General features: G+C 53.7%; 12 protein-coding genes, 1 tRNA gene and 1 rRNA gene (1 of these 14 only partly in view). All 14 read right to left on the minus strand.

The genetic code is table 11. From position 1 onward, the window contains the following. Window positions 1-763: the 5' portion of a hypothetical protein gene (locus A2273_01125; protein ID OGF06838.1), read on the minus strand. The gene continues 554 nt to the left of window position 1, outside the view; only the first 763 of its 1,317 coding nucleotides appear in the window; its start codon is at window positions 761-763; the stop codon falls past the left edge of the window. 247 nt (window positions 764-1,010) lie between these two features. Next, a complete protein-coding gene (locus tag A2273_01130) occupies window positions 1,011-2,282 on the minus strand; it encodes a hypothetical protein (protein OGF06839.1) in 1,272 nt (423 codons plus the stop codon). Window positions 2,283-2,367: 85 nt separating this feature from the next. After that, window positions 2,368-3,648 carry a hypothetical protein gene (locus A2273_01135; GenBank protein ID OGF06840.1) on the minus strand — a complete coding sequence of 427 codons (1,281 nt, stop codon included), beginning with the start codon at window positions 3,646-3,648 and terminating at the stop codon, window positions 2,368-2,370. A gap of 159 nt (window positions 3,649-3,807) precedes the next feature. After that, a tRNA-Ile gene (locus tag A2273_01140) sits at window positions 3,808-3,884 on the minus strand. A gap of 250 nt (window positions 3,885-4,134) precedes the next feature. Then, a 16S ribosomal RNA gene (locus A2273_01145) occupies window positions 4,135-5,660 on the minus strand. A gap of 334 nt (window positions 5,661-5,994) precedes the next feature. After that, a complete protein-coding gene (locus A2273_01150) occupies window positions 5,995-7,347 on the minus strand; it encodes a hypothetical protein (GenBank protein OGF06841.1) in 1,353 nt (450 codons plus the stop codon). Then, entirely contained in the window at window positions 7,344-9,161 is a 1,818-nt protein-coding gene (locus tag A2273_01155; GenBank protein ID OGF06842.1) for a hypothetical protein, read from the minus strand. Before A2273_01155 ends, A2273_01150 begins: the two co-directional genes overlap by 4 nt. Window positions 9,162-9,247: 86 nt before the next feature. Continuing rightward, entirely contained in the window at window positions 9,248-9,814 is a 567-nt protein-coding gene (locus A2273_01160; GenBank protein ID OGF06843.1) for a hypothetical protein, read from the minus strand. Between the two features lie 136 nt (window positions 9,815-9,950). Next, window positions 9,951-11,153 carry a hypothetical protein gene (locus A2273_01165; protein ID OGF06844.1) on the minus strand — a complete coding sequence of 401 codons (1,203 nt, stop codon included), beginning with the start codon at window positions 11,151-11,153 and terminating at the stop codon, window positions 9,951-9,953. A gap of 13 nt (window positions 11,154-11,166) precedes the next feature. Continuing rightward, window positions 11,167-12,711 (minus strand): murein biosynthesis integral membrane protein MurJ, encoded by a 1,545-nt coding sequence (locus A2273_01170; protein OGF06845.1) that lies wholly within the window; start codon window positions 12,709-12,711, stop codon window positions 11,167-11,169. Window positions 12,712-12,816: 105 nt separating this feature from the next. Further along, window positions 12,817-14,277, minus strand: coding sequence for a hypothetical protein (locus A2273_01175; GenBank protein OGF06959.1), 1,461 nt, complete (start codon window positions 14,275-14,277; stop codon window positions 12,817-12,819). 165 nt (window positions 14,278-14,442) lie between these two features. Continuing rightward, complete coding sequence (locus A2273_01180; GenBank protein ID OGF06846.1) at window positions 14,443-14,808, minus strand: hypothetical protein; 366 nt, start codon at window positions 14,806-14,808, stop codon at window positions 14,443-14,445. Window positions 14,809-14,967: 159 nt separating this feature from the next. After that, the gene (locus A2273_01185) at window positions 14,968-15,834 is read right to left on the minus strand and encodes a nicotinate-nucleotide diphosphorylase (carboxylating) (GenBank protein OGF06960.1); all 867 of its coding nucleotides are present in this window, start codon (window positions 15,832-15,834) and stop codon (window positions 14,968-14,970) included. Between the two features lie 19 nt (window positions 15,835-15,853). Then, entirely contained in the window at window positions 15,854-16,132 is a 279-nt protein-coding gene (locus A2273_01190) for an endonuclease (protein OGF06847.1), read from the minus strand. Window positions 16,133-16,381 lie beyond the last annotated feature (249 nt).

A 16,381-nucleotide genomic window follows, 5' to 3' on the forward strand; every position in this document is an offset into this window, starting at 1 on the left:
TGGTAAACGAATTGAATGACAGGGCCGGCACTATTTTGATTGCAGGGGTCATCCCGTAGAACAACCTGACATCAAGTTTTTTGCCGCCGCTCTCCCGGCTTTCCACCTTTTCCCAGTATATAGGATCGGCTCCGCTCAGCTCGAATTCCGAAGAAAATGAGATCTTTTGGAAACCCAGACCGGTCTGCAAATAGATATTGTCGCCAAAGATCCGGGATGCGCCGGCTTCAAAGCTCCAGATGCCGGAATGCGCCTGACGTTTTACCGCATCCGCCGGGATGGTATCGCTGAAATCATAACTTTTATCCCCCGAAGCCCGGGCGATGTGCAGTCCGGCCACCACCAGCCCCAGATCCCGGGCATATGATAAATGAAATTTATTGCCGGGCAGAGGAATGCTGTTGCGGGGTGACATCAGGGGATTGTTGGCTATGGCGGCGTTCAGGGCCGGGATCAAGGCTTCAATGTTTTTTTGATTAAACAGATCACCGAATCCCGCCCCAAAGGTGCCCAGCTTCTGTTCATCATCCGACCAGGTCCCCAAAAATGACATCCGGTTCCTGTCAAAGGGAAAGGAATCCAACTCCAGCGATAACAAGCGGGGATAGTTGTTCAATTCGGCCGGGAAAAGCCAGATATCGCCGGGATCGGTGGTAAATATGGCCGCCGGGCCCAGCGCGGACCGGGCGCTTTGGGTGGCAAAAGACGCTCCCCCTGAAAGCAGCAATGCCAAGGAGGCAAGCCCTAAAAAGGCTTTTCTCATACGTATTCTCTTAAAAGTTTTTTGGCAATCATAACTTCGGGAAATAAATAAATTAATAAACCTTATCCGTTTTTTGAACGTCCTTGTTGTCATGCCCGTGAAAACGGGCATCCAGGCCTGGATTCCCGCTGGAGTTTATCCTGAGCAAGGCCGAAGGGCGGGAATGACACATTGCGCTATTTATTTGCCAGAGTAATAAAAGGGCGAGTTCTGTCTGTTGAACTCGCCCTTAGATTTGGTAGAGATATTAGAACTTATAGGTGGCGGAGACCTGGGTGAACGGGGTGTTCGGATTTCCGCTCATCAGGTAACCTAAATCGAAGGGCTGTGCATCGTTCACTTTAACATCGATGTTCAGTTTGTTGAATTTGAAGCCCAAGCCAAAACCGAACTGGTAATCGGCGCTGGTGTATGTGCTTTCAATTTCCGTGTTGGCGGCGGTAGTGATGGTAGCGGTGGTTTTGGCTATATCCTTGCTGGCGCCGATCCTGAGGGTCAGCCATTTCAGCACGTCGGCTTCCACGGCTGCGCTGAAGCCCGGGAACAGGAAGGTGGAATACTTCTCCTCTGCAACGCCCATGCCCAGCACGCCGGTGGTATCCTCGATGGTTTCACTGGAGATACCAAAGTCCAAGCCGCCGATGACCCGGACGTTCTCCACCGGGGTGTAATTGGCACCGAACCCAGCCCAGAAATCGAAGGAGGACATTTCACCGCCCTCGGGATGCATGGAGGTGTCGCTGTAACTGGTTTTATAGCCGATAGATCCCATTGATATACCAGCAGTGGGCACCAGCTTGAGGTTATCGCTCATGCCGTACATAACCTGCAGGGCGACGTCAATGCCGGAGCCGCCGTCGGATTCCACGGTCTCGGTGTATGGCGTTATGGCCGGAGTGACATTGGGCCAGGTCAGATTCATCTCATCAGAGAAGGAATAGGTCTTGAAGGAGAACCCCAGGTTGGCCTCCATGTTCTCGGCCGGGGAATAACCCAAGCCAAAATTGAAATCCCATATCCCAGCTGATGTTTCATCATCATGATGAGGGGTAAAGGGATCAGTCACTGTATCGGAATAGGTGTAGGTGCTGGCATAGGCCGCCCGGGCAATATGCAGACCGGCCGACAGCCCTCCCAGGTCCCTGGCGTAAAACAAGTGCCACTTATTGTCCACGGGGGCCATTCCAAACGCAGTAGTAATCAAAGTATTGAACTCATCTTCGTTGGTGATCTTGTGGTTGATGTCCAAACCGGCCACGCCCCAAGTTTGTTCCTCGTTGGCAAAAGTTATTGCAGCGGAACCAAGATGGGATATTGAGTCAGGATTGGTGCCCAGTTCGGCCACTATCATTCTGGGATAGCTGGCCATGGCATTGGGATAAAAATAGATGTCCTCGAAGTCCCCGTCGTACATCCATGCCTTGCCCAAAGAGTTGACCCTGGCCTGGGTGGCAAATGTCACGTTGGCAATGCCGATAAGCATCACCAATGCCGATAAAATGGCTAATGACTTCCTCATTAAGTGGCCTCCTTAGTTGGTTGAATGGTTGTTTTCGGCGTGCTCAATGGTAAAGATATCACAAAAATCGGTTAAAAGTCAATAGTTAAAATCTGTAACTTAAAGCCGCCGAGGTGGCTGGCCAGGTCTTGCTCCCGCTGACGATATTCCCGCCGGAATACAGCAACTCTGGGTTGACCAGCAGATCCAGGTTAAGGTTGCCGGCCTTCAAGGTAAGGCCCAGATTTAGTTGATACGGTTGCTCCGAAGATTCGGAGCGGCTGGAAGTCCCGTCGGTAAAATCGATGCTATGTTTTACAGAAACCATACTCTGGGTGGCCCCCAGCCGGGCGGTGATCCAGTCGGCCAGATTGGCTTCCATCCCCAAGTGAAAGGCCGGAAAGGTCCATTCGGTGATGGTTTCCTTTATCTCGCCCGGGGAGCCGACAATCAGGGAATCCTCTATCAGCGACTTGGAATAACCCAAATCCGCCCCGGCGATCAGCTTAAGATGATTACGGAACTGGTAGTTCCAGCCGCAGCCCAGAAGGAACTGGGTGGTTTCGTCGCTGCCGGCCACAGAATTGGTGTCGCCGTTCTGGGTGTAACGATAGGCCATATGGGTATACCCGGCCTTTACCAGGGGGACGATCACCATGTCCTCGTTCAGGGCATAGAAGATCCTGCCATCAAAGGCCAGCCGCTTGGATCCGTCGGATAAGAACTCCTGGGCCGAATCCTGCCCCGAAAAGGAATAGCTGCTGCCGAAGGAAAAGTGGCTGTAGGAAACCGTGGCATCGGCCCTCAAATTTTCCCTGGGCTCATAACCGATCCCCAAACCCAGCTCGGTGATCCCGGCATCGGCCTTTCTTTCCTCGCCGGAATAGCTGTCAAGTCCCGACCAGGCCGAACGGCCCAATAAAATACCTCCGGTGATCTTATCAAATCTCCTGGAGTATAACAGATCGTAGGATGCTTTGGGCTGCTCGATCCCCATAAGGCGCTGCCCCAGGCCGCGGTCCTGCAGGCGGGTGATGATATCGACGCTGAAGGAATCGTTTTGAACCGGAAGCAGATGATCCAGCAGCTGGCCGTATCCGGCCGAATGATGGTTTATTGCCAGGCCGGCCACCCCAAAGCTCTGCTCCTGGTTGGCGTATAGCAGCCAGACCGAGCTTTGGGAAGCCACATCGGCGCCCTCATCTCCCAGTTCGGCCACCATCGAGCGGTAATAAAGCGGCCCAACGCTGGGAAATATAAAAACATTGCTGTTGTCCCAGACATAATCCGATGCACCGGACAGCGAAAGGACCCGGGTCTCGGTGGCCAGGGCGGGCGTTGATAAGAGGCCTATAGCAATAAAGACCCATTTAAATGGTTTTTTCATTTTATCTCCCAAGTTATTTTTTAGGCTGTTTATCCGAAAAATCAAACCTGAATTATTTTATCAGATTACAGGGATAAAAGCCATAAAAAAATGGCCGGTCAAAAGACCAGCCAAATGGTGTTCTCCGCCAGCGAACTATCGCCCGACAGGAAGCAATAATGGTGGGCCCAAGAAGAGTCGAACTTCTGACCTCGTCCTTATCAGGGACGCGCTCTAACCAACTGAGCTATGGGCCCAGACCTCTCCCTCATTCCCTCCCCTCGAGAGCCTGCCCCGAGACACGCTTGTATGGTGGCTATGAGGGGGGAGGGATGGGAGGGGTAAGAAAAAAGGTTATAGATTATAAGTTGTATACCTATAACCCATAACCTTCATAATATGAGGAAACTGAATAGGGTGGCACAGGGTTTGTTATCTCGCAATAATATCTTCTGGATTTATGCAGAACCCCATATCTCAATAAAGAGATGGTTCTACTGGTTCTCTAGAAAGGAGGTGATCCAGCCACACCTTCCGGTACGGCTACCTTGTTACGACTTCGTCCCAGTCACCAGTCCTACCTTAGGTACTGTTCTCCTTGCGGTTAAACAAGCAACTTTAGGTATTACCGGCTCCCATGACGTGACGGGCGGTGTGTACAAGACCCGGGAACGTATTCACGGCAGCATGCTGATCTGCCATTACTAGCGATTCCAACTTCATGTAGTCGAGTTGCAGACTACAATCCGAACTGAGAGGCCGTTTGGGGATTGGCTCCATCTTGCGATATTGCATCCCATTGTCGACCCCATTGTAGGACGTGTGTAGCCCTAGACGTAAGGAGCATGCGGACTTGACGTCATCCCCACCTTCCTCCCCGTTATCCGAGGCAGTCTTCTTAGAGGGTAATCCCAAAGGGAAAACAACTAAGAATAAGGGTTGCGCTCGTTGCGGGACTTAACCCAACATCTCACGACACGAGCTGACGACAGCCATGCACCACCTGTACTGATGTCCCTTACGGGAGGACCATGTTTCCATGGTTTTCACCAGCATGTCAAGCCTAGGTAAGGTTCTTCGCGTTGCGTCGAATTAAACCACATCCTCCACCGCTTGTGCGGGTCCCCGTCAATTCCTTTGAGTTTCAACCTTGCGATCGTACTCCCCAGGTGGGGTACTTAATGCGTTAGCTTCGGCACTCATCCTTTAAAAGAACGAACACCTAGTACCCATCGTTTAGGGCAAGGACTACCAGAGTATCTAATTCTGTTTGCTCCCCTTGCTTTCGCGCCTTAGCGTCAGTGCAGGACCAGAGAACCGCCTTCGCCACCGGTGTTCCTCCTGATATCTACGCATTTCACCGCTACACCAGGAATTCCATTCTCCCCTTCCGCACTCAAGGCCAATAGTATCGACTGCAGTTTCCCGGTTGAGCCGAGAAATTTCACAATCGACTTAAAAGCCCGCCTACACGCCCTTTACACCCAGTGATTCCGGACAACGCTTGCCTCCCCCGTCTTACCGCGGCTGCTGGCACGGAGTTAGCCGAGGCTTATTCCACTGGTACCGTCATTTTTATTTCGTCCCAATGAAAAGGGTTTTACATCCCGAAAGATTTCATCACCCACGCGGCGTCGCTGGTTCAGGGTTTCCCCCATTGACCAAAATTCCCTACTGCTGCCTCCCGTAGGAGTAGGGGCCGTGTCTCAGTCCCCTTGTGGCCGATCGCTCTCTCAAGCCGGCTACCCGTCGTCGCCTTGGTAGGCCATTACCCTACCAACTAGCTGATGGGACGCGGATTCATCTCTTAGCGAATTGCTCCTTTGATTTCAACAAGATGCCCTGTCGAAATATTATGCGGTATTATCCCCAGTTTCCCGGAGTTATCCCCCACTTAGAGGTAGATTATCCACGTGTTACTCACCCGTTCGCCACTATCATACATTCATATTGCTACAAACGCATGACCGTTCGACTTGCATGTATTAGGCACGCCGCCAGCGTTAGTCCTGAGCCAGGATCAAACTCTCCATAAAGAAAGTTTAATCATTTTAAACCTAGAATTTTCGAAGATCCATAAAGCTCAATAACAAACACACTGTGCACCATATTCAATTTTCAAAGAACTTAATCCCTTTCGGGCCAAGGTTTGTAATTATACACAAAACGGGTTCAGATGTCAATACCCTTTTACAAATAATTCAATATATTTTGCAATTATTTTTATATCTGCATTTTAAGCTTTCCCGGCCTTCCCTTATATAAGTGGTTGGGGCGCCGCTGTAAGTTATGCCCGGAACGAAAATATCCCTTAAAAACCGGTGTGGGCTTCATGTTATTTAGCCCACCGCTGCCGTCAAAGGCCAGTTATTCCTTCACTATCCTGGCCGTCAGCTTCTTGCTGAAATATCCCTTGGCAGAATAGGTGGGCTCAATGGTCACGTTGATGATGTATTCGCCGGGCGGGACCAGACCCCCCTTCTCGTCGGTGCCGTCCCAGACGATATTGTTCAGCCCCAGGGTCTCCCGGAACTCGTTGACCAGGTTTTTGACCAGGTTCCCGGCGCTGTCGGTGACCTGGATCTTGAAATCCCCCGGCTCGTAAAGGATCAGGGAGATGGTGGGCCCGGGAAAGTCTTTGCTCAGTTTCTTGGGATACAGTCCCTCTATATAGCCGTCTACGCCCACCCAGTAATACTGCACCGACTCCCGCTCCAGGACGAACACCTGGCCGTATCTCTTCCAGATGGCGATGCCCCGGGGCGATTCGAACTCGTTGTCGCCCTTTCCCTGCCGGCCGAACCCGGACACATATTTGAGGTCGTGGTCGAACTTGTGCACCTGGTGGTTGACCATATCGGTGGCATAGACGCTGCCATAGAAATCCAGGGCCAGCCAGGCGAAATAGGCCCCGGGCATGGCTATATCGCCGCCGGTGATCTCGGCCTTTATCTTGCCGAACTGGTCGAGCTTACGGACCCGGCCATTGACCGAGTCGGATACAACAATGACCGTCTCGTGGTGGAAATTCCACCGGTCGGCGAAATCGACCACCGCTATGGCCGATGGCCGGTCCAGTCTTCCCCCGACATCCATGATCCGGGTCCGGCGGCCCACCTTGTCATAAATCACAATGCGGTTATGATCGGTATCGGTCACATAAAGATTTCCGGCATCGTCCACTGCGCAGCCCATGGGATGTGACAGCTCGCCTTCCCCTATATTACGGATGAACTCCAGCTTCCCTTTCTCGTTGTACAGACAGACCACCCGGTTATTGTTCATATCGGCCACGTAGACAAAGCCGTCCTCGGTGGCCGCCACTCCCTGGGGATTATGGAACTGCCCGTTGCCGGACCCCAGGGAGCCATAGGCCGACAAACCGGCCAATCCGCGGTTATAGATTATCTGGTGGCGGTTTGAATTGGCGGCATAGACCGTCAGTTCGTCATCATCTTCAATGGTGGAGGGATCATCGGTGGATTTTAACTTTACCGCGGCGATGCCCTGCGGATCATCGAACCCGGCTCCCAGACTGAGTAAAATTTTTAAATAGAATTTCCCGGCCTTGTGAAAGCCATAGGAATGGCCATAGGGCGGCGGCACCAGCAGGCTGGGCCGGTATTCCTGGGCCGGCGCCGGCTTCCAGAAAAGTGCCAGCACAATGATCCCCACCCAACAGTGTTTTTTCACTGTAGAACAGATCCGGCTTTGCATCATAGTTTCTCCTCCAATAACCAACGGTATACGTAATAACCGACCATTACTTTTTTTATATAATTCCTGGTCTCCAGATAGGGTATCTCCTCGATCAGATAGTCGTCATCATTCCGACAGCGCTCCGATTTGAGCCACTGCTTGACCCGGTAAGGCCCGGCATTATAGGCGGCCAGGGTGTGAACGATTGAACCGTCGAACTGCTTAAGCAGGCTGGACAAAAATCTGGCGCCGTAGGCGATGGATGTTTCGGGGTGATACAAGGTATCGAGCCTGAATTTTTTCAAGCCGGACAGCCGCTGGCCGGTCTTGGGCATGATCTGCATCAGGCCCCTGGCCCCGGCCCGGGAGCGGGCGGCCGCCACGAATTTGCTCTCCTGCCTCATCACCGAAAGCACCAGGGCCGTTTCTACCGGGCTCTCCGCCAGGGCTGCTTCTATGGAGCGAAGATACCTTTGGGGATACAAGGTCTCTATCAAAGCCTTGGGCCGGGGCCCCATCCAGAGGTCAAACGATCTCTTGGCGCAATAGATGGCCTGGGGGTCCATCCCCGCCTGGCTGAAAAGCTGGGCCAGGTAATGAAGGGCCACCGGATCGTTCCAGCTGATCTTCCTGATGGCTTCGGCCAGCTTGGCAGCCTCATCCAGCAGGCCCATATCCACCAACCGGGATGCCTGGCTGAACCTCCGATGGTTTTTGATCCAGCTTTCCGGCTCAAGCTGGGGCTCGGCCACCGCGGAATCCAAAAAGGCCAGCTGGGCGACCTTGTCGGGAGAGAGGCTGTCCCCGGAAGGAGAGTATCCCATCAACTTTTCCCTGGCCCTCCAGCCGTAATAAGTATATTCGTATTTTGCGGCCAATTCCTGGTATTTCCCCCAGGCGGCCATGCTGTCGCCCCTCTCCTCCAGAGCCTTTCCCTGCCAAAAAACTGACACCTCTGCGAAATCACTCTGGGGGTATCTTCTCTGGGCCTCCCGCCAGTGTTTCAGGGCTCTGCCGTAGGCTTTCATTTTATACTGGCACCAGCCGGCCCTGAAAAGCGCCTCGTCAGCCCAACTGGTGCCGGGCTGAACCTCGGGCACCTTCAGATAGGCCCGGGCTGCCAGGGTCAGCTTGCCCTGCCGCTCCAAACATTTGCCTATCAGGTACTGGGCCTGGCCCAGCAGGCTGCTGCCCTTATTGAAACGGACGAACCTGGTCAGCAGGTTCCTGGCCGATTCATACTTTTTTTGGCTGATCAGCCGGCTGGCTTTATAGATGGTACCCTGGCGGACCGGCGGCGGGGCGCTGCCGGAGACCGACCCAGGCTGGGCCATCAATAGCGATATCAGCAGGCTATCGGGCCCTTGGTTGCTTCCGTCTGAAGCCAGGCTGTCAAAGATCCTGCCGGCCGTTTGGGACTGTCCCTGCTGCTGATAGCAGAACCCGGCGTTCATCCAGGCGATATCCGCCAGCAGGGGATCCTGCCGGGCCAGGTCCAGGAAATCATACAGGGCATCACGGTAAAGCCCGATCTTCTTCAGGCTGTATGCTCTCTGCCATTTGCAATCGATCCCCAGGGGAGAGCCGGGCCAACGCTGAAAAAAATCGTCCGCCTCCTTGATAGCGCGGTGATGATCGCCGGACAGGATCAACAGTCTGATTTTATTATGCTGCGAGAGGGAATCGCCCTGGATGCCTTTTAAGACATCCAGGGCCCTGTCGTATTCCAGCCACTCCCCCAGCATCATAGCCTGCTGTACCGCATCCGACGGTTCCTGGGAGGGAACGCTGCCGGGGGCCATGAACAGCAGGACCAGAAGCAGGTATTTCCTCATAGTCACATTTTAACCGATGCCGCAGTCATTTGTCAAAAGAAAAACGGGAAGAACAATTTTCTTCCCGTCGCCCCCGAGCCCGGCCACTATTTAAAAGTTTTTTTGAGATCGGCGATCAAGGGGTTGCTGCCGACCGGGGCCAACCCGACCTGGTATCTATCGCTGATGGCCGACGCAAGCCTGTCCTGCTCGGCGGAGTAAGCCTCCCTGGCGGCGATGGCTTTGTTCTCCCATTTATCGGAGATCATCCGCACTTCATCCCGGCGTTGGCTGGCATTTTTGAATTTGGTGCCGGCAATTACCGTCTGGTAACGAAGCAGGTCATTGCTGATGGACTGGGCCATCAGATCGGCAATATCCAGCAGCCTGATGAGATCGGCATGGAAAGCACTGAGTTTTTTATCCCCACCGCTGGCTTGGAGGCAAAACCCCGTTTTGATCTGGACCATATCCTGGGAATATTTTTGATAGAAATCCAGGGTGGCCTGTTGGGTGGAATAGGGCTGTTTTTCAAACTCCGATAAACGCCCCAGCGCTTGTTGATACTGCTCCACCAAGGGCTTGGTGGCAGCCAAATACTGCCCGCCGCCTCGGCAGCCGGTTATTGTTGCCAGCAAAGACCAGGCCAATAAGCAGGGGAATATCCTCCTCATCTATCTACCCTCCTTCCAAACAGTTTTTATTTAACTGTCAGCCACTGGCGCAATTATTTAAATGAACCCCCGTTTCCAGTACAGGGATATGATAGCCCTATTTGTCATGTTTTTCAAGGGGGGATCTCATTTATTTTCATCTAGCCTTGACCAGCGGCACCAGCATCTCCTGGAAGGTGGTTCCGCCGTGGTGGGCCTTCAAGTACACCTTTTCCTCGCCTAAAAGAAAATCCTTCAGGCACCACCCGTCTTCCATTATCAGCACAAAGTCGCCGATTCTTTCGGCCAGACGGGGATCGGCCGGACCCGGGCCGTAAAAGCCCTTTTGGATCACCTGGCCCCTTGAATATAATTTACCGGCCTTTCCCAGGCGAGAGGATACATATTGTTTAAACTGCTTTTCCCTGTCGGGGTGAATATAACAGTAGGCCACCCGCGGCTCCCCGCACAGGGGAAGGCTCAGGCATTGATTCAAATCCGGATGGTCCTTAAGCTCGATGACTTTTTGCTGGGGGGTGTCTGTCAGGCCGTGATCGGCCGTGATCAGCAGCAGCACATCCTCCCTTTTGACCGAATGCCAAAAGGAGGCGATCTTTTTATCCAGGCGGCGGAAGTGTGCCTTTACTTTGGGGCTGTCCGTCCCGTGCAGATGGCACAGATGGTCTATCTCCGGCCAATAGGCGGAGATGAAAGCCTGCCCCCTGGATCTTTTAAGGGTCGATCTCATCCCGGCAAACAGGCCGGATAGGTCCTGATATGGCACCGGAACAGCCCGGCCCCGGGTGGCTTTTGAAAAAGGCCCGTCGGCTATGAAGCCGGGGGTGACCATAAAGCTTTGAGCCTTTAATCTGTCAAATATGGGATCCCCTCCGATGAGGTTTTTGATGTCAACTCCAGCCTCGGGGAATTTGCCGCCGCCATAACGCGGCTGGCAGAACAGCACCTTGGACACCACCCCCAGCTCTTTCAGATAGACGAACCATCCGGTTATGGCATGCCGGTCGGGCGGAAGGCCGGTGGCAAAACTGGTGATGCCGCTGGCGGTGGTCGAGGGAAACACCGAGGTCATCCTGGCATGCAGATTCTCCTTCAGCCAGCTGTCCTCCCCCTGCTTCTGCAGAAAATGGTACCCCATTCCGTCCAGCACCAGCAGGATGATCTTTTTGTACGGCTTGAGGACGCTGGCCGGCAGCTGCCTCAGCTGGGCATACCCGGTCCTATGCCCGAACCTTCCGGCAATGCTGGCCATCAGGTTGACGATGCTGCCGCCGCTGTAATCGGGAAGGTATCTTTTGTCCATGGTATCCGCTTTATCGGTATTAAAATCAAATCCGGGCATTTCCGGCTTCCGGTCATTTCTGGCTGCTTTCCGGGGCCATTTTCCTTTTTATCGCCAGAACGACCTCATTGATCTCGGTCAGCCCGAAAAACTTGGCGGCCGCAAGGTAGAGCAGGATCAAAAGCGAAAGGAACCCGGTCAAAATACCGGCCTTGGGCCACAGCCCCAGCGAACCCATCTGCCGGAGCCAAAGGTCATTCAGGAAAAAGGCCCCAGCCCCGGTCAGCAGCGAGGCCGCGGTTATTTTTATCAGGGAGCGGGAAACAAGGCCCAGCCGGATATCGGGCAGGCGCTTTTTGATGAGCCACAGGCTGATCCCGGCGATAATGGTATAGGCCGCAGCATGTCCCAAAGCCAGGCCGGGGATCCCCAGCAGCCCGACCAGGGCAAAATTGATGATGGTGTTGGAGGCGTTGCCGACGAAGTTCAGCGCCAGCGGGGTGACGGTATCCTGCAGGGAGTAGAAGACCCGGTTCAGAAAGAGGTATATGGTAAAGGAGAACAGTCCCAGGGAATAGCATGACAGGACGGTGGCCATCAGCCGGGTATCCTGCAGGGTGAAACGGCCCCGCTGCATCAGCACCTGGACGATAGGCAGGCTCAGGGTCAGGTAGATGACCAGGGCGGGGATGATGACGATGGCGCTCCAGATGATCCCCTTCTCCACTATGCCGGCGAACCTCGGCCAGTCCTTTTTGACCGCCAGCCCTGAAAGTCCGGGAAGCAGCACCGTTCCTATGGATACCGCAAAAAGCCCGTGGGGCAGCACATAAAAGGCAAAGGCGTACTGCAGGGCCGACACCCCGCCCTGGAAGTTGATGGCCAGGTTGTTCTGGACTGTCAGATTTATCTGGTTCAATATGACATAGGCCAGCACCGGCAGCGACAGCTTGACTATTTTGATGACCGACGGATGCTTGAAATCAATGCTGAAGTGGTATTGCCATCCGGCTTTTTTCAAACTGGGGTACTGGACCAGGGCCTGGCCCAAAACGCCCAGGGTTGTCCCCAGGGCCAGCCCTATTATCCCAAACCCGGGCACCCAGCGATAGGCCGCCAAAGCGACGATAACTATGACATTGTTCACCACCGGAGCCAAGGCCACCACCATAAACCGGTCCCGGGCATTCAGGATGCCGCCGGCCAGGGCGGAAAGCCCGTATAAAATGATCTGGGGAACAAAGAAGATGAAGAAGAACAGCACCTGGCGGCGCAGCTCCGGACCGGCCTTGAGGGTCTGGATGTAGACCAATAGCGGGGACCCTATCCAGCAAAGCAGGGTGGTCGCTCCCAGGGCTATCAAGGCGGCATTGACGATCTGGCTGATGTTTTTCCAGGCCTGTTCTTTGTCCGGGGACGACAGTTGCTCCACCACCACCGGGATGAAGACCGCCGAAAGGATCCCTCCCAAAATCAGTTCGTAGATCATGGTGGGCAGGATATGGGCCAGGTTATAGGCGTCGGCTATGGGGGTAAAGCCCAGCACTGCGCCCATAAAGGCCCACTTCACAAATCCGGTGAGCCTGGAGAACAGAGTTCCCAGGGACATTCCGGCCATATGTTTCAAGTGTCGGCTCAAATCAATACCCCGAAATTTGAAGATACTGCTGCCTTGATAAATTAAAAAGGGCTTGATCGCTCAAGCCCAAATATCAAGCTAAGATCAGTTTTTCACCGCATGTACCAACGACAGCCCTGCTATGAAAAGGAATCCGAACCAGTACAATAGCATGAAAGGGATGGTGGCCAGCTGGGCATGGTCAATGGCGTACCACAGGGCGAAGGTGGTGTAGACCGCCAGCAGGATCTCCAGGATCACGGTCAGTTCAAATTTTACCCGGTATTTTTTCTGCTGCCAGCTTCGGCTCTTGCCGTTCAGATTGTACTTCGGGGTCCTGACGAATCCGCTCTGGCGGTTGAAAAGCGCTCCGAAGACCGCTTTGGTGTTTATCACCGAAAGCCCCACCGCTCCGGCCATCAGTATCGGCAGGGACATCACCCGTCGTTTCCAGTCGGGATATATTTCCTTCTGGGCGTAGATATAGAACAGGGGGTAGCTGAAGGCGCAGATGGTGAAGGCGGTGGCCCCGATGAAGAACCCCCGGGAGGTTGATTCGGTAACCTTGATCACCAGCATCGGCCAGGACAGGATCGAAAGCAGCAGCATTAACGGAAAGACTATATGGTTGGTCAGATGAACCGTGGCTTCCCATTTGACCAGCAGAGGAAGGGTCCGGTCCCTCCATATTCTGGGCAGGAGTTTTTTGGCGGTCTGAATGGCCCCCTTGGCCCAGCGGTACTGCTGGCTCTTGAAGCCATGGACGTCGACCGGCACCTCGGCCGGGCAGACCACATCATTGACATAGACGAACTTCCAGCCGGCCAGCTGGGCCCGGTATGATATATCCATATCCTCGGTCAGGGTGTCGTCCTGCCAGTTCCCGGCATCGATAATGGAAGCCTTGCGCCAGATGCCGGCGGTGCCGTTGAAGTTCATGAATATGCCCGAAGAATTTCGGGCCCCGTGTTCGATCACGAAATGAGCATCCAGCCCGATAGCCTGGCCTTTGGTCAGCCAGGAACAGTTGCCATTGGTATGCCCCCAGCGGGACTGCACCACGCCGACCCGGTGGTGGGAAAAATAGGGCATCATCTTTTTCAAAAAATCGGCCGGGGGGATGAAATCAGCATCGAATATGGCCAGAAACTCTCCCCGGGCGACAGCCAGGCCCGCCCGCAGGGCCCCGGCCTTGAAGCCGGTCCGGTCATCGCGGTGGATATATACCACCTCCACCCCCTGCTTTCGGTAGTCATCCACCAGCCGGCGGCACAATCCCTGGGTTTCGTCGGTGGAATCGTCCAGCACCTGCACTTCAAACCTGTCGCGGGGATAATCAATGCTGCAGGCGGATTTGATCAGCCTCTCCACCACGTACTGCTCGTTGAAGATCGGCAGCTGGACGGTGACCCGGGGCCATTCCGAATATATTTGTTGGTGCTTTTGACGAGATCCCCGGTTCTTCCGGTAAAGATACACCATCAGGTAGGCATGGAAGGAATAGATCGACAGCACTCCCATCAACAGACCATAGACCACCAAAAGCGTGATTTCCAAGTTGGACATGATCTTTTTATAAAACCTCAATTGAGTTTAGATAAATAAAATATACTCCCAGAATTCCTTGATACCCCCTTGTTTCGGCACCAAATTACTGAGAGTCTATGGTTACATAATTATTTAACTTATAAGTATACAACTTTTTCCGTTTTTTTTCAAGTTAATTTATCGTCAAAAATTCCCCAGCGACAACATCACCAAAGTGCAGGCCGTAACCCCCTTGATGCCATTTGCCTCCAGCCTTTCCATCAGGCCGGGGTTCTCTGCCCCAGGGTTGAAAATCACCCTCCGCGGTTCGGCGGCAATGATCTCCACCGCCAGCGGCCCTGAACGATACGGCGCCAGATAGACGGTAATGGTATCCGCCTTCTCGGGCAAAGAGGCCAAAGAAGGATACACTTTCAGGCCTTCAATTTCCACCAGATTGGGGTTGATGGGAAATACCTTATGGCCCTTGTCGATCAAAGATCTCAGGGCCCGATAGCTGTAGCGGTCTTTTTTGGCGCTGGCGCCCAGAATAGCGACATTCATTCCCATTCCTTTAATTTCATCACGATGTCACACTGAGAATGCCCACTTGCCAGACAAGATGAACGTGTGACCCATTTCATCCTACGGCCAGCCACGCTGGCAAGAATCCTCAGGATGACCTGTATTTTCTCACCAAGACACAAAATTCCCTAAGGAATTGGAGCCTTATCCCAATGCTTTAAGTCGGAGGGAAAAATCCAGGGCCGGGGCCGAATGGGTCAGCGCCCCGATGGAGATGTAATCCACCCCGCATTCGGCTATTTTTCTGACATTGTCTATGCTGACATTCCCGGAGGCCTCGATCTTGAGCCGGCCCTGGTCCCGGGCCGGCGACGACCACACCATCCGGCAGGCCTCGGCCATCATCTCGGGCTTCATGTTGTCCAGCATCACCACGTCCGGGGCCAGGGCGATGGCCTCTTCCAATTGGGAAAGGTTCTGAACTTCGACCTCCATCTTGATGTTCTTCTTGCCCCCGTCCCTCACCAGCTGGACGGCCGCCGAGACCCCGCCGGCCGCCTCGATATGGTTGTCCTTGATCAGCACCATGTCGTATAGTCCCATCCGGTGGTTCTCCCCCCCGCCGCAGGCCACGGCGTATTTCTCCAGCCGGCGCCACCCCGGTGTGGTCTTGCGGGTATCCAGTATCTTGGCCCGGGTGCCGCCTACCGCTTCTACGAACCGGGCGGTCAGCGAGGCGATCCCGGAAAGGTGCTGCAGAAAATTCAAAGCGGTCCGTTCGGCCGCCAGGATGCTTTGGGCCTTTCCCTGGATGTTCATGACCACCTGGCCCAGGTCGACCGGCTGGGAGTCATTGGTATTGACCTCTATGGCCAGTTCGGGATCCGTCTGCAGAAAGACCTCCCGGCAGATGTCGATCCCGGCCAGCACCCCCTGGTGCTTGGCCATGATCAGGGCCAGCCCGTTGGCCTGCGGATCGATGGTGTATCGGCTGGTGATGTCGCCCTTCCCGATGTCCTCCTTCAGGGCCTGCTTGATCAATGGGCGAGCCTTAGCAATATTGAATTTCATAAGTTTTGATTCTTTTATATTATTCAACATACAATTCCTCCCATCTTGGGTTATTCAGTTCTATCAACTCGATTTTCTTTTGACGCCGCCATGATTTTAATTGTTTCTCTCTGGCAATAGCGCATCTGATATCTTTGAAATATTGATAAAAAACAAGTTTACTGCAACTATTGCCCTTTGAAAAACCGGGCACGATCTTTTGTTTATGCTCAATTACTCGGCGCTTAAGGTTATCGGTAACGCCGATATAAATAATCTTTTTCGAATTGCATATTATATAGACGTAATAATCGTACATGCTGGTCCTCCATTTGTCACCCTGAGTCCGGCATCCCGCCCGACAAGCCGAACGGATGATACTGCCATCCTTCAACTTGTGTTGCCTCTAAGTCCCCTCATGATGACAATCCGTTCTGTCACCCTGAGCCCGGCATCCCGCCCGACAAGCCGAACGGGTGATACTGCCATCCTTCAGCTTGTGTTGCCTCTAAGTCCCCTCATGACGACAATCCATTCTGTCACCCTGAGAAGTCTATCCTGCCCGACA

The organism is Candidatus Edwardsbacteria bacterium RifOxyA12_full_54_48, assembly GCA_001777915.1.
GTDB lineage: Bacteria > Edwardsbacteria > AC1 > AC1 > EtOH8 > UBA2226.